Annotated in this window: 16 protein-coding genes; 5 read left to right on the top strand and 11 right to left on the bottom strand. The window is 46.1% G+C overall.

Translation table 11 applies throughout. The features are described from left to right. Positions 1-31 precede the first annotated feature (31 nt). The 8 genes from RJ47_RS12500 to radC form a co-directional block, all read right to left on the bottom strand. Complete coding sequence (locus RJ47_RS12500; RefSeq protein WP_038140873.1) at positions 32-421, bottom strand: GtrA family protein; 390 nt, start codon at positions 419-421, stop codon at positions 32-34. Next, a complete protein-coding gene (locus RJ47_RS12495; RefSeq protein ID WP_039484215.1) occupies positions 408-1,835 on the bottom strand; it encodes an ArnT family glycosyltransferase in 1,428 nt (475 codons plus the stop codon). The genes RJ47_RS12500 and RJ47_RS12495 overlap by 14 nt, the downstream gene beginning before the upstream one ends. Before the next feature lie 8 nt (positions 1,836-1,843). Beyond that, positions 1,844-2,875: a glycosyltransferase family 2 protein gene (locus RJ47_RS12490; protein ID WP_038140872.1), complete on the bottom strand. Its 1,032-nt coding sequence runs from the start codon at positions 2,873-2,875 to the stop codon at positions 1,844-1,846. Between the two features lie 175 nt (positions 2,876-3,050). After that, a complete protein-coding gene (mutM, locus tag RJ47_RS12485) occupies positions 3,051-3,860 on the bottom strand; it encodes a bifunctional DNA-formamidopyrimidine glycosylase/DNA-(apurinic or apyrimidinic site) lyase (RefSeq protein WP_039484140.1) in 810 nt (269 codons plus the stop codon). Between the two features lie 23 nt (positions 3,861-3,883). Beyond that, positions 3,884-4,366, bottom strand: coding sequence for a hypothetical protein (locus RJ47_RS12480; RefSeq protein ID WP_039484137.1), 483 nt, complete (start codon positions 4,364-4,366; stop codon positions 3,884-3,886). A gap of 172 nt (positions 4,367-4,538) precedes the next feature. Beyond that, the gene (gene rpmG / locus RJ47_RS12475) at positions 4,539-4,709 is read right to left on the bottom strand and encodes a 50S ribosomal protein L33 (protein WP_004410866.1); all 171 of its coding nucleotides are present in this window, start codon (positions 4,707-4,709) and stop codon (positions 4,539-4,541) included. Between the two features lie 13 nt (positions 4,710-4,722). Continuing rightward, positions 4,723-4,959 (bottom strand): 50S ribosomal protein L28, encoded by a 237-nt coding sequence (rpmB, locus tag RJ47_RS12470; RefSeq protein WP_004743834.1) that lies wholly within the window; start codon positions 4,957-4,959, stop codon positions 4,723-4,725. A gap of 277 nt (positions 4,960-5,236) precedes the next feature. Further along, on the bottom strand, positions 5,237-5,905 hold the full coding sequence (gene radC / locus RJ47_RS12465) for a RadC family protein (RefSeq protein WP_072016679.1): 669 nt from the start codon (positions 5,903-5,905) through the stop codon (positions 5,237-5,239). A gap of 225 nt (positions 5,906-6,130) precedes the next feature. On the opposite strand from radC, the gene coaBC reads away from it, so the two are divergent. The 4 genes from coaBC to RJ47_RS12445 all read left to right on the top strand — a co-directional run bounded on the left by coaBC (position 6,131) and on the right by RJ47_RS12445 (position 9,967). Continuing rightward, a complete protein-coding gene (gene coaBC / locus RJ47_RS12460) occupies positions 6,131-7,330 on the top strand; it encodes a bifunctional phosphopantothenoylcysteine decarboxylase/phosphopantothenate--cysteine ligase CoaBC (protein ID WP_038213239.1) in 1,200 nt (399 codons plus the stop codon). Between the two features lie 98 nt (positions 7,331-7,428). Beyond that, positions 7,429-8,019 (top strand): nucleoid occlusion factor SlmA, encoded by a 591-nt coding sequence (gene slmA / locus RJ47_RS12455; RefSeq protein WP_038213240.1) that lies wholly within the window; start codon positions 7,429-7,431, stop codon positions 8,017-8,019. A 5-nt stretch (positions 8,020-8,024) separates the two neighbouring features. After that, a complete protein-coding gene (lpxL, locus tag RJ47_RS12450; protein WP_038213241.1) occupies positions 8,025-8,981 on the top strand; it encodes an LpxL/LpxP family Kdo(2)-lipid IV(A) lauroyl/palmitoleoyl acyltransferase in 957 nt (318 codons plus the stop codon). A gap of 68 nt (positions 8,982-9,049) precedes the next feature. Beyond that, positions 9,050-9,967 carry a glycosyltransferase family 9 protein gene (locus RJ47_RS12445; RefSeq protein WP_052237948.1) on the top strand — a complete coding sequence of 306 codons (918 nt, stop codon included), beginning with the start codon at positions 9,050-9,052 and terminating at the stop codon, positions 9,965-9,967. A gap of 55 nt (positions 9,968-10,022) precedes the next feature. Here RJ47_RS12445 and pyrE read toward each other — a convergent pair whose 3' ends face one another. Continuing rightward, a complete protein-coding gene (pyrE, locus tag RJ47_RS12440) occupies positions 10,023-10,664 on the bottom strand; it encodes an orotate phosphoribosyltransferase (protein WP_005472617.1) in 642 nt (213 codons plus the stop codon). 218 nt (positions 10,665-10,882) lie between these two features. After that, on the bottom strand, positions 10,883-11,599 hold the full coding sequence (gene rph, locus RJ47_RS12435; RefSeq protein WP_004410877.1) for a ribonuclease PH: 717 nt from the start codon (positions 11,597-11,599) through the stop codon (positions 10,883-10,885). 142 nt (positions 11,600-11,741) lie between these two features. Between rph and RJ47_RS12430 the strand changes: the two genes are divergently transcribed. Beyond that, positions 11,742-12,608, top strand: coding sequence for a YicC/YloC family endoribonuclease (locus RJ47_RS12430; protein WP_039484134.1), 867 nt, complete (start codon positions 11,742-11,744; stop codon positions 12,606-12,608). Between the two features lie 82 nt (positions 12,609-12,690). On the opposite strand, the gene RJ47_RS12425 is transcribed toward RJ47_RS12430, so the two are convergent. Continuing rightward, the gene (locus RJ47_RS12425) at positions 12,691-13,116 is read right to left on the bottom strand and encodes a phosphate-starvation-inducible protein PsiE (protein ID WP_038213249.1); all 426 of its coding nucleotides are present in this window, start codon (positions 13,114-13,116) and stop codon (positions 12,691-12,693) included.

The raw sequence follows: 13,116 nt of genomic DNA, 5'->3' as shown, positions 1-13,116 counted from the left end.
ATTGATTGAGTCTACGCATAGGCAGACTCAATTAAGATTTGGCCTTAAATACCCACTTATCGCTGAGTAAATAGTTACTGATCATCCCCACTAAAATACCCAGCACTAATGCAACATAAGCCCATATCCCTTCGCTGCCGAAAAATTCTAATGACAGCTTAAAGGTAATGAAGTTGGGAATAGCGGAAATACAGGCTGAAGTCATAAACTTCAACCATTGCTTACGTTTAGAACCATGCTGCGAAGTTGCAGAGAAAGTCAGATAGCGATTACCTAACCAAGTCGACGTCGCTGCGCAGAAGAATGCGATAAAGCGAGACGTCATCAAAGGCCATTCAAACGCATGGAGGCATAAGGTGAAAATAGAGGTATCGACAACAAAGCCGATACCTCCAACAAAAGCAAACTTAATTAGTTTCATTTGTCACTGTACTACAACGGTACATTTTGCGGCGTGATTTCACTGGTGCGAGCTCAACCTGACAATCAAACCCAGGGTAATTAATGAAGGCACCAACGTGATTATCACGACCAATAAGGTAAAAGTCGGTTGCTTCTATCTCTGTTGGTTTCTCAGCTTTAATAGCCTTACCAAAGCTGTAATATTGTCCAGAGAAAGGACGACTCAGAGCATAGTAGGTATCTAGCTGCTCAGTCTGCGCCTGATAGAAAGCACGATCGCTCTTGTTATTTTCCATCCCTGTATTGAGCAGGATAAGTGCAATGAATAGCACTATAGGCAGAATCAGAGACACCACACTGAACCACTTCCAATCTTTTTCCATCACCATGATCGCAGCAAGAAGCCCCAATGCAGGGATACCAGGAAGCACGTATGCAGGAAGAATGTTACCTGACATTGTAAACATCAGCAGTGGCGAGATTAGCCAAAAAATCGCGAACGAGAACAGCCCTTTGTTCGATTGATTGGTCTCTTTAATGCGAGCACGACGGAACCACGCCAGAATCGGCAGCGCGATTGACCAAGGCGCCGCACTTTGCAGCCAGAATAACCAGATCATGCCTCGTGGCTCATCATGGGCACTACCGTACAGGTCACCCTCCCAACCACTGACAACAAAGCGCTTAAAGTGCTCACCCACAATGAAATAATCAATGAAGCCTGGTGTTGCACGTTCAGCCAAAATGTACCAAGGCATCGCGATCGCGAGCATCAGTAATACGCCCTTAACGATAGGGAAACGTTGCCATAGTTGGACAAACGCACCAATAAAACCGTGCTGTAAAACTAGCCATGGGAATACGGCTAAGCCCATGATAACAATCACAACAGGGCCTTTTGCAAGCAGACCAATCGCTAGACCAACAAAGGCAAAATAGGCCCAATGATCCTTAATACCGCCCTTCTCTTTTTCTAACCAGCAGTAGTAAAAACCGACCATTGCCATCGTCATACCAAGCGTTAATGCCATGTCAGTCATGACCGCGCCAGCAGCAATTGAGAAAATACCACACGTCGCAAGTACAATAGACGCAACTAGCCAGTTAAAGCCTTCACGCTTAGCCATGTAACCGATTAAAGCGATAACAAAAACAGCGGCAAGCCAGTGTGGTGCGCGCAAAGAGAACTCACTTAAGCCGAATAACTCAACGCCAGTCGCACTCATCCAAGTGAACAGTGGCGGTTTGCCCCAGAAAGGGACACCATAATCAAACTGAGGTGTCAGCCAGTTACCTGTTTCCACCATAAGTCGCGCCATTTCGCCATAACGCGCTTCGGTTGTATCCATTAATGGATAAAGCCCCAAAGAAATCAGACGTAAAAGTAACGCGACAGCCAATAAGCCCCATAGGTGCTTGGCGGTGATCTTAATATTCACTGTTATTTTTCCTCAGGTTGATCTTTCTGCAGTGATGCTTGCGCTTTTTTCTCAATGTTCGATTGAACGATGTAAAGTGGTCGGCGTTTGGTTTCAATGAAAATTCGCCCAATGTACTCACCCATTAGACCAATACAGAGTAATTGAATACCGCCTAAACCAAGCTGAACAACCATCATTGATGGGTAACCGACAACGGGTTCGCCCAAGAAAATGGTTTTACAAATAATGATAAAGCCGTATAAGAAGGCCACGACCGCCATCAATGCACCAAGCAGCGTTGCAAGGCGCAATGGGCGAATAGAGAAAGATGAAATCCCGTCAATCGCCAAACCAATCAGCTTAAGGTAATTCCACTTGGTTTCCCCCACCAGGCGAGGGTCTCGCTCAAATTGCAATGTTATCGTATTGAAACCAGGCCATGAAAACAGCCCTTTCATATAGCGATTACGCTCTGGCAGCTGGTTAATGTGTTCCACAACACGGCGGCTTAGCAAACGGAAATCACCAACGTTCTCTGGGACATCCATCTGCGATACTGAATTCATGACGCGATAGAACCATGCCGCCGATTTTTGCTTAAACCAAGTCTCGCCATGACGCTCTTTACGCTGCATGTTCACAACGTCATAGCCTTCACGCCATTTCTCAAGCATTTCTGGCAACAATTCTGGTGGATCTTGCAAATCCGCGTCCAAGATAGTGACAACCTGGCCACGGCTATACTCTAGACCCGCACTCATGGCGGCTTCTTTACCAAAGTTGCGACTCAGATTCAGGCTGATGATGTTGCTGTTCTCGCTTTCAAAACCAGCCACAATGCTCTGACTCTTGTCACTACTGCCATCATCAATGTAGATGACCTCACACAATCCATCGATGCTATCCAATACGGGCATTAGCCTTTCATGAAAAGCCGGTAATACTTCCTCTTCATTAAAATAAGGAACAAGGACAGAGAGTAAGACATCAGATTGACTCTCTGTTGATGGTCCACAATGTGGGCAAGTTACCGCAGATGAAAGCTCTGTCATGGAGGGTACCTTATGTACGAATTTCACTATAGATGAGTTGTGTCAGTGACTGCTCACAACTCACCACAAAAAGGGGCTATATTCTACACTATTCGCCCAAGCCTAGGATAGGCGAAAGTAAATGAACCTTGTCTGAATGGCGTTAAAAACGTTACGAAAAGCAACGGATTCTATTCTACTTTTTCTGGCATTGCTGACAAAAGAAGGTATTCCGCTGTCCTATTTTTAGCTCTTCGATTGGACCACCACAAACCGGGCAAGGTTCCCCTTTCTTACCGTATACTTGCAGTTCTTGGGCGAAGTAACCGGGCTTACCATCCGCTTGAGCAAAATCCTTAAGTGTGGTCCCGCCTTGCTTAATGGCAGTATCCAGAACCTGTTTTATCTCCACCACAAGCAAAGCCCACTGCTTATTCGTTAACTTGCCAGCAGGCTTGGTGGGATGGATTCTGGCACTAAATAGTGATTCATTGGCATAGATGTTACCCACGCCAACCACCACTTTATTGTCCATAATGAACTGTTTTACCGACACTTTCTTATTGACCGCCTTTGACGCAATGTAGTCTGCGTTAAACTCATCGGTTAACGGCTCAGGACCTGCATTTTCAAGAACAGTGTGATGACCATCTTCCGTCCAAAGCCATGCCCCAAAACGTCTTGGATCGTTATAACGCAGTACCTTTCCATTGGTGAGCTTTAGATCCACATGATCATGTTTACCCGGCTTGATCTCTGCATCCAGCACTCGCAGTGAGCCAGACATGCCCAAGTGAACGATCGCTGATCCTGCATTCGTTTCAATAAGAAGGTATTTCGCTCGACGGGTAATGCTACGGATCTGCTGACCTTCTAGCTGTTTCAACTCTTGAGGGATGTCCCAACGAAGCTTAGGTGTGCGAAAAGTCAGCTTTGCTATTGTCTCTCCAACAAGATGTGGGGATATCCCCATTCGGCTCACTTCGACTTCTGGTAATTCAGGCATTGTAGTTCCTAGTGGGTTCTCTTTTACTCAGGCATAAGGTAACGAGTATCAACGGAAATGGCTATCCACTTATCTTGCCAGCTTTTGAGCAGCCAAAACTGTGGTGTCTGATAATACGTGATCCTTTGTGGTTCTTCCTGATCGACATACCACACTTCAATGGATTGAGGTTGACTCAACTGAGGCTTCAAACTGTCGAAGTTATCTTGGCTAATTTCTGTGCCAATCAACCCTTGCCAACGCTGCGCTAGCTCCTGCGGGGGGATAGCACTAACTACAGAGCTTCTCCATTCACCTTGGCTTTTCTCTAGTGACCAATTGGAAAAGTGTAAGGCTTGCAAGTCTGCTGAAGGGTTAAGTAAATAAGGGTGTGAACTTACGACCACTGGCTCATCGATAAGGTAGGTTTTAATCAACGTAGGTAAGTTGAGCAAACCAATAAATGCAATGATGCCCAGAATAAGAATATTGTTCCAGCGTCTGCGCCGTGAAGGGGAAACTCGCATTTTATTTTTGCTCTCTGCTGTTAATTGACTCAAAAATAGCAGAAAAGAGGGGATCAGGCGAGATGCCGGCTTTCCTTACCATCAGCAAACAGCAGATAATAAAAAACCCAACCACATTGCTATGGTTGGGTTTCTATTCACGCTTCCCGAGGGAAGTTCAAAAAAGCATCAATTACTTGATTTTCGCTTCTTTGTACATAACGTGCTGGCGAACTACTGGATCAAACTTTTTGATCTCAAATTTGCCTGGCATGTTACGCTTGTTCTTATCAGTCGTGTAGAAGTGACCAGTACCTGCAGAAGATACTAGACGGATTTTCTCACGTACGCCTTTCTTTGCCATTGTCTATTTCCTCTTAAACGTTTACGCCGTTTGCACGGATATCAACAAGAACAGCATCGATGCCTTTCTTGTCGATGATACGCATACCTTTAGCAGATAGACGTAGTTTAACAAAACGTTTTTCGCTCTCTACCCAGAAACGATGAGTTTGTAGGTTCGGCAGAAAACGACGCTTAGTAGCATTGCGTGCGTGTGAACGGTTGTTACCCGTTACTGGACGCTTACCAGTTACTTGGCATACTCGTGACATGAATGTCTTCTCCAAAATCGTTTCAGCTCGATATCAACCTTGGTGGCCGAACCTCTCTAGTTCTCTAAGAAGAATGTCGAGGTCTTATACCGCTATGGAAACCCATACAAGGCTATCAAAGGTCGCGCATTATACTAACTTGAGTAGCATTGCTCAAGACCCGAACAGATCCTTTTTACAGGTTTTCGTGATCTTTTTTAGGCAGAGCTGATTTATGTGCTAAAAAATGTCGGGCGATTGTAGCAGAATTCAGCGAACTCACAACTAAAAATGTGATTTAAATCCAACCACGTTCTGCGAAGGAAACAATCTCCCCATCACCAACGACAAAATGGTCCAGGATTCGAACGTCCACCAGCGCCAAAGCGTCACTGATTCGCCGGGTAATACGTCGGTCGCTCTGGCTAGGCTCCGCAACGCCTGACGGGTGATTGTGGGCTAGAATCAAAGCTGCGGCATTGTGCTCCAATGCGCGTTTGACCACCTCTCTTGGATAAACTGATGCTGCGTCGATTGTCCCTTGAAATAGCGACTCTCCAACAATAACGCGATGCTGATTGTCTAAATAGAGAACATAAAACTCTTCCCTTTGCTTATCTCTAAGCAGCCCTGATAAGTAAAGTTTGGTTTGCTCAGGGCTGGTTAATGCATCGCCTCTCTGCAAAGTTTCAGATAGATAGCGCTGCGTTAACTCTAACACCGCCTGTAACTGAACGTACTTCGCCGTGCCCAACCCCTTGTGTTGGCAAAACTCCTCTTTGCTTGCGCCAAACAACTTACGTAGCGAGCCAAAATCTTTGAGCAAAAAGTCCGATAGCTCAATAACATTCATTCCTTTAGTGCCTGTTCGCAGAAAAATGGCGAGTAACTCCGCATCGGTCAAAGCGTGGGGGCCATGAGAAATCAACTTCTCTCGCGGCATAGATTCAGAAGGTAGGGATCGCATAACTGGCTCGGCAATAACAAAACAGAGCTACAGAGTTTCGTAAAACCATCCACAGATCCTGATCAATAATCGTCAATGCGAGGCAATATAAACTCCCCACCTTCGGTCACTACTCACTAAGTCGTAGTATTGGTGACCAGTACCACATTGTGCACCAATCACTCACTAGGCACATAAACATGAGGCGTGTTATCTTATCGCGCAGCAAAATTTACGGAGATCCTCATGCAAACATTAGCGGGAAAAAAGATCCTACTGGGCATCAGCGGCGGAATCGCGGCGTATAAATGTGCAGAGCTCACTCGTCGTCTTATCGAGCGCGGAGCCGAAGTACAAGTCGTTATGACCAAGGCAGCCAAAGAGTTTATTACTCCGCTGACCATGCAGGCGGTCTCTGGGCGTCCCGTCTCAGACAGCTTACTCGACCCTGCGGCTGAAGCATCGATGGGTCACATTGAGCTCGCCAAATGGGCTGACTTAGTCTTGCTGGCACCTGCAACGGCGGATCTCATCGCTCGTATGTCTGCTGGCATGGGGAATGACCTGCTAACGACACTGGTTTTAGCGACCGACGCACCGATTGCTGTCTCTCCGGCCATGAATCAACAGATGTACTTAAACATCGCAACTCAAGAAAACATCGCGACCTTACAACGTCGTGGTATGGCAATTTGGGGCCCAGCGGCGGGTGAACAAGCGTGTGGTGATGTCGGTCCAGGTCGCATGTTAGAACCCATGCAGCTGGTTGAGCATTGTGAGCAGTTTTTCTCAGACAAGCCTTTAGAGGGCAAATCTGTTGTGATTACCGCCGGACCAACTCGAGAGGCGATTGATCCTGTACGCTACATTTCCAATCATAGCTCAGGGAAAATGGGCTTTGCTCTAGCACAGGCTGCGCAACAACTTGGCGCCAATGTCACCCTGATCGCAGGGCCCGTTGCTTTACCTACCCCATTTGGCGTTGAGCGTATTAACGTAGACAGCGCCCTAGCTATGCATACGGCAGCAATGACGCAAGCGACCAAGCACGATATCTTTATTGGCTGCGCAGCGGTTGCTGATTATCGACCTGACAGTATCGCTGAGCAGAAAATCAAAAAAACCGATGACAGTGACAAAATGACCGTCACTATGGTGAAAAACCCAGACATTATTGCGTCGGTAGCTGCGCTCGAAGTATCTCGCCCGTTTACGGTTGGTTTTGCAGCAGAAACACAAGACGTCGCTCATTACGCACGCACAAAACTCGCCAAGAAGAATTTGGATATGATTTGTGCTAACGATGTCTCGCTTGAAGGCCAAGGCTTTAATAGCAACGATAACGCAATCACCGTATACTGGAAAGATGGTGAGCAATCACTTACTCTTGCCAGCAAACAGCTCATTGCTCGTCAAATTATGATGACCATCGCTGGCAAGCTATAAGCAAAAAAATAAAGCATTTCACAAAGGTTGTTTGACTTTAGGCTCGTTTAGGCGAGCCTATAGTCGTTATTCAGTACGGGTAAAAAAGGAAAGTATTCATGGCAGGCACAAGAAAAACCAACCGCCGAGAAGAAATTTTACAGGCACTTGCAGAGATGCTGGAGTCCAATGAAGGCGCGTCTCGCATCACAACGGCAAAACTCGCCAAGCAGGTGGGAGTCTCTGAAGCTGCGTTGTATCGCCACTTTCCTAGCAAAGCACGCATGTTTGAAGGTCTCATCGAATTTATCGAAGAGTCTTTAATGTCGCGTATCAACCGTATTTTAGATGAAGAAAAAGACACGCTAACCCGCATTCGCCTTGTACTCCAGCTGATTTTAGCCTTCTCAGAGCGCAACCCTGGTTTAAGTCGAATTCTCTCTGGTCACGCACTGATGTTTGAAAACGAACGACTACGTGAGCGCATTAACCAACTCTACGAGCGTATCGAAACGTCATTGCGTCAGATCCTTCGTGAAAGAAAACTACGCGAAGGTAAATCTTTCCCTGTCGATGAAAAAATCTTGGCGGCTCAATTGCTAGGTCAGGTCGAGGGCAGTTTGAATCGCTTTGTTCGCTCTGACTTTAAATATCAGCCGACGGCTAATTTCGAAGAATATTGGGCACTACTTAGTGCGCAGATTAAGTAACCACTATGAATCAAGATAATACGACCTATTCACCTCAATTCTCTAAACACTTTTTATTGCCTAAGTTTTGGGGGGTTTGGCTTAGCTTTGGCCTACTCGCGTTCGTCGTCACTGTGCTTCCATACCGACTCTTGTTAGCCATCGGTCGTGGTATTGGCTCACTGGCACCAAGGTTTGCGAAAAAACGTGTTGCCATTGTTAGACGTAACTTAGAGCTGGCATTTCCAGAAATGGATAAGTCCGAGCGAGAGCAACTGGCCGAAGAGAACCTTAAAAATACCGGCATGGCATTAATAGAGACGGGTATTGCATGGTTTTGGCCTGAATGGCGTTTCAAGCGTCTTATCAAATTTCAAAACATTGAACCAATCATAGAGTTGGATCAGAACAAAAAAGGGGTCTTAGTTGTTTGCACACATGCGCTTAATTTGGAAATAACCGCCCGAGCATTCGCTACCTTTGCACCCGGATATGGCGTTTATCGACCACATGACAACCCCGCGTATGATTTTATCCAAACCTGGGGAAGAACACGTTGCGGTAATAAAATGGTAGACCGTAAGAACGTAAAAGGTATGCTGAAAATATTACGCAGAGGCGACCGCTTGTGGTATTTGCCCGATCATGATTATGGCCGTCGTAACTCCGTTTTCGTCCCTTTCTTTGCAGTAGAAGATGCGTGTACCACATCTGGCACTGGCGTACTCATAGATGCCAGTAAATGCGCGGTCGTGACAGCATCAAGCTTTAGAAAAGGAGCAAGCTATACTCTTCAAGTTGATGATGAGTTTAGCGCTGCGTTTCCGCGCAAGGATGCGGAAGGTGCAGCAATTGTGATGAACCAAGCCATCGAGAAAGTCATCTTAAGAGGACTCGATCAATGGATGTGGGTACACAAACGATTTAAAACCATGCAGGACGCATCTTTGGAAAAAGGTGTTCGCTATAAAAACTTAACTTAAGCTATCTATTACAGTGTATGACTAATATTGCCGTATTTGTTCCGAGTCGTCGTCACTTCGGAAACGTAATGACGCAAATTCCTTTTCTCACGTGTTTAAAAACCGTCTATCCTGATGCCAAGGTATCAATATGGACAAAAGTGGAAAACAGCAAACACTTTGCGTCACTGGGTGTTGTCGATGAATTTGTTAACTATAAATCATTTAATCTGCCAAAGATTGTCAGCCAGTTAAACAAGCATAATTACACCCACATTTATAACTTGTACTCCGGCTCAGAAAAAGTGCACTTAGCGATGGCGCTGTGTAAAACCAAGAAAACCTATGGTCACAGCGACAAGAGCTACCATCGTTTTTTTTATGACAAGCATTTTAAAATCTCTAAAGGCTTGCAGTACATTGCCAACTCTCATCTATCACTTTTAAACAATGTACATGGCACAAATTTTATACCGGAAGTCATTGGCACACTGACAGAAAGTAATGAAGATGGTCGATTAGACGCGCTTACCTTACTGCCTTGTGGAGGTGCAGGTGACTTCAAGAAGTGGCCAATAAACAATTACTTGGAACTTGCAGACAAGCTAACCAAAACATCGGATACCATCCATCGCGTGAATATCATTCTCGGGCCCGACGAGGCGGTACTAGAGAAGGATATCCCTAAAAAAATGAATAGGAAAGACGTAAATATCTATGTTTGCCCGAGCGTCCCAGAATTGATAAACATCGCGAAGACGTCTTGCTTATCTGTGACCAATGATTGTGGCCCCGGACATATTTTCCAGATGGTTGGAACTCCGGTTATCACAGTTTGGGGATGGAGTAATGAGAAAAACTCACCCTACAAAACAATGCAGGAATGGTTCTATAGCCATGAACACTCGTGGACTGTCACGCCACCAGAGCAAAAGAAGTCCATCGACGCAATCAGCGTGGATAAAGTGTATCGACTAGCCCATACACAACTATTAACTCTTAGTTAAAACAAAAAAGGCATCCAACAGGATGCCTTTTTAGTCTTACCAGTGGTTCAACAACTTAGATGCCGTACTCAGCGCGGTAGGCTTTGACTGCCTCTAGGTGCTCTGCGTCAGTGCCTTTCTCTTCTAGGAAGGTCACTAAGTCAGTTAGGCTAACAATTGAGATAATTGCACAGCCAAAGTCACGCTCAACTTCTTGGATTGCAGACAGCTCACCTTTGCCTTTCTCTTGGCGGTCAATCGCAACCAAAACACCCGCTAGGTCTGCACCATTTGCTTGGATGATTTCCATTGACTCACGGATTGCCGTACCCGCAGTAATCACGTCATCCACCAGCATGATACGACCTTCCAGTGCGCTACCCACTAGGTTGCCACCTTCACCGTGATCTTTCGCTTCTTTACGGTTAAAGCAATATGGCGTATCTACATCGTGGTGATCCGCTAGTGCAACCGCTGTCGTCGTCGCAATTGGGATGCCTTTGTACGCAGGGCCAAATAGCACATCAAACTCAATGCCAGAATCCGCTAGCGCTGCTGCGTAGAAGCGACCTAGACGCGCTAAGTCACGACCCGTATTGAAAAGACCAGCGTTAAAGAAGTACGGACTCTTACGGCCAGACTTTAAGGTAAACTCGCCAAATTTTAGGACTTCTTTCTCTAGTGCAAACTCAATAAATTCACGCTGGTATGCTTTCATTACTTTCTCTCTAAATAAAAGGTCTAGTTTTCTAGACGGTTCATAACATAAAGAAACATTTTCTAAATAGATGGCTTGGCAGCTAGGCAACAAGCGCTTTCAGCCCTATGAGCATAGGGAACCTATGTGATTAGGTGGAAAGCGTGCAGTTAACAACGCTGCAATGCTATCTATGACGAAAATAAAAAAATAGCCCCCAATTGGGAGCTATCTAAAAATTAATTTTCTAACGCCGCCTTCTGCGCCGCGACGATCTCGGTAATACCTTTGGTCGCCGACTCCAGCAACTTCATCAGCTCAGCGTGGGTGAACGGTTCGCCCTCTGCCGTACCTTGAACTTCAATCATGCGACCATCTTCAGTCATCACTACGTTCATGTCGGTATCGGCTGCTGAATCTTCTGTGTACTCAAGGTCACAAAGAATGTCTTCGCCTAGAATGCCCACAGAAACGGCAGCTACATGGCCTTTCATTGGGTTCGCTTTTAGCTTGCCTTTCTCTACTAAGTGTTGGAATGCATCTGCCATCGCAACGCTCGCACCAGAGATAGACGCAGTACGCGTACCGCCATCCGCTTGGATTACATCACAGTCTACCGTCACCATGATTTCGCCCATCGCTTCTAGGTCAACTACCGCGCGTAAGCTACGAGCAATCAGACGTTGGATTTCCATCGTACGACCACCTTGCTTGCCGCTTGCCGCTTCACGACGCATACGCGAATGTGTAGAGCGTGGAAGCATGCCGTATTCAGCGGTTACCCAGCCCTTACCCTGACCTTTTAGCCAGCGCGGAACGTTCTCTTCAACGGTCGCATTACAAAGTACTTTTGTATTGCCGAATTCGACCAATACAGAACCTTCTGCATAAGCTGTGTAGTTACGAGTAATTTTGATTGGGCGAACTTGATCCGCCTTGCGATCGTTTGGACGCATTGGCATCTACCTTATATGAAGGGGGAGACGTTTTTGGTTGGAGCAGGATTATAGCGAAGTTTGCTCTTCAAAGCTATCCGTCTCAGATCTGTGCTACTATTGCCTCGCGTTATTTTCAAAGATGATTAAACAGGAAAATTCGATGATCTACAGTATGACGGCTTATGCTCGTAAAGAAGCAAAAGGCGATTGGGGCAGCGCCGTATGGGAAATTCGTAGTGTTAACCAACGCTACCTGGAAACCTACTTCCGCTTGCCAGAGCAATTCCGCGGCCTAGAGCCAGTATTGCGTGAGCGTTTTCGCAAGCGCCTTGCTCGCGGTAAGGTTGAATGTGCGCTCCGTTTTGAAGCCAACCCAGCAGCAAAAGGCGAATTGACCATCAACGAAGACTTGGCGAAACAAGTCATCAGCGCGGCAAATCAGGTAATGGCATTGTCTGGTGATGAGAGCCGTCTTAACCCATTCCAAATCATGAACTGGCCAGGTGTGATGGAAACACCAGAGCAAGACATGGACGCCGTCAATAAAGATTTGCTGGCCGCTTTTGATGCTGCGCTTAGCGAGTTTATCGAAGCGCGTGGCCGTGAAGGCGAAAACATGAAAGCGCTTATCGTTCAGCGCTTAGATGCCATCACAGAAGAAGTGGTGAAAGTGCGTGCGCGCATGCCTGAGATTCTAGAATGGCAACGTGAGCGTCTGTTCACTAAGCTTGAAGACGCAAAAGTTGAATTAGACTCTTCACGCGTTGAACAAGAACTGATTCTACTAGCACAAAAATCAGACGTTGCTGAAGAGCTTGATCGCCTAGACTCTCATGTCAAAGAAACCACTAATATCTTGAAGAAAGGTGGCGCGGTCGGTCGCCGTTTAGACTTTATGATGCAAGAGTTTAACCGCGAGTCAAACACACTGGCTTCTAAGTCAATCAGCACAGACATCACCGCATCTGGTGTTGAGCTGAAAGTTCTGATTGAGCAAATGCGTGAGCAGATCCAAAATATTGAATAGTCACTGTCGGTGACATCTCAAGAGACGTAAAAAGGGGCGATATCTATCGCCCCTTTCTTTTTAACCTTTATCACTCCGCCGGTTATTCATCTTTTTCCAGCGTATTTCTATCAACATATGGCCAGTAATGGTGACCAACACGAATCAGTAGCGTGGCTGCGGCAAGAATAAATGCCGCTACTGACAGCCAAACCACCAACATCGCATCCATCTCTTTCATACCTAGAGTGATGTAACGAGCAATGGCCATCATCGCAATATAGATGGGGTAACGCACGGGGATTTTTCCGTTCATCACAAACTGCTGCACCATGGCGAGTACTTCTAAGTAGATAAACATCAATAGAATATCCGTCAGTAGCACCCTCTTCTGTTCAAAGACATGGATGAACTCTTCCACCATCGCAAACAGGGTGGCTAACGTGATGGCGACCAAGAGCAACGCTTCTAACGCATGAAAAATCTTAAGAAATGGGCGGCTAAAACCCTGAGGTAAATGAGATGGCAT

The organism is Vibrio sinaloensis, from assembly GCF_000808535.1.
Lineage (GTDB): Bacteria > Pseudomonadota > Gammaproteobacteria > Enterobacterales > Vibrionaceae > Vibrio > Vibrio sinaloensis_D.
The sequence above is the reverse complement of the archived record's forward strand: the minus strand, read 5'-3'. Positions and strand labels throughout refer to the sequence as shown.

What these genes read in the sequence shown, in the direction of transcription:
- RJ47_RS12500 (WP_038140873.1), bottom strand. Translation starts at nt 421, where the DNA reads ATGAAACTAATTAAGTTTGCTTTTGTTGGAGGTATCGGCTTTGTTGTC.
- RJ47_RS12490 (WP_038140872.1), bottom strand. Translation starts at nt 2,875, where the DNA reads ATGACAGAGCTTTCATCTGCGGTAACTTGCCCACATTGTGGACCATCA.
- mutM (WP_039484140.1), bottom strand. Translation starts at nt 3,860, where the DNA reads ATGCCTGAATTACCAGAAGTCGAAGTGAGCCGAATGGGGATATCCCCA.
- RJ47_RS12480 (WP_039484137.1), bottom strand. Translation starts at nt 4,366, where the DNA reads ATGCGAGTTTCCCCTTCACGGCGCAGACGCTGGAACAATATTCTTATT.
- rpmG (WP_004410866.1), bottom strand. Translation starts at nt 4,709, where the DNA reads ATGGCAAAGAAAGGCGTACGTGAGAAAATCCGTCTAGTATCTTCTGCA.
- rpmB (WP_004743834.1), bottom strand. Translation starts at nt 4,959, where the DNA reads ATGTCACGAGTATGCCAAGTAACTGGTAAGCGTCCAGTAACGGGTAAC.
- radC (WP_072016679.1), bottom strand. Translation starts at nt 5,905, where the DNA reads ATGCGATCCCTACCTTCTGAATCTATGCCGCGAGAGAAGTTGATTTCT.
- coaBC (WP_038213239.1), top strand. Translation starts at nt 6,131, where the DNA reads ATGCAAACATTAGCGGGAAAAAAGATCCTACTGGGCATCAGCGGCGGA.
- slmA (WP_038213240.1), top strand. Translation starts at nt 7,429, where the DNA reads ATGGCAGGCACAAGAAAAACCAACCGCCGAGAAGAAATTTTACAGGCA.
- lpxL (WP_038213241.1), top strand. Translation starts at nt 8,025, where the DNA reads ATGAATCAAGATAATACGACCTATTCACCTCAATTCTCTAAACACTTT.
- RJ47_RS12445 (WP_052237948.1), top strand. Translation starts at nt 9,050, where the DNA reads ATGACGCAAATTCCTTTTCTCACGTGTTTAAAAACCGTCTATCCTGAT.
- pyrE (WP_005472617.1), bottom strand. Translation starts at nt 10,664, where the DNA reads ATGAAAGCATACCAGCGTGAATTTATTGAGTTTGCACTAGAGAAAGAA.
- rph (WP_004410877.1), bottom strand. Translation starts at nt 11,599, where the DNA reads ATGCGTCCAAACGATCGCAAGGCGGATCAAGTTCGCCCAATCAAAATT.
- RJ47_RS12430 (WP_039484134.1), top strand. Translation starts at nt 11,742, where the DNA reads ATGATCTACAGTATGACGGCTTATGCTCGTAAAGAAGCAAAAGGCGAT.
- RJ47_RS12425 (WP_038213249.1), bottom strand. Translation starts at nt 13,116, where the DNA reads ATGCCATCTCATTTACCTCAGGGTTTTAGCCGCCCATTTCTTAAGATT.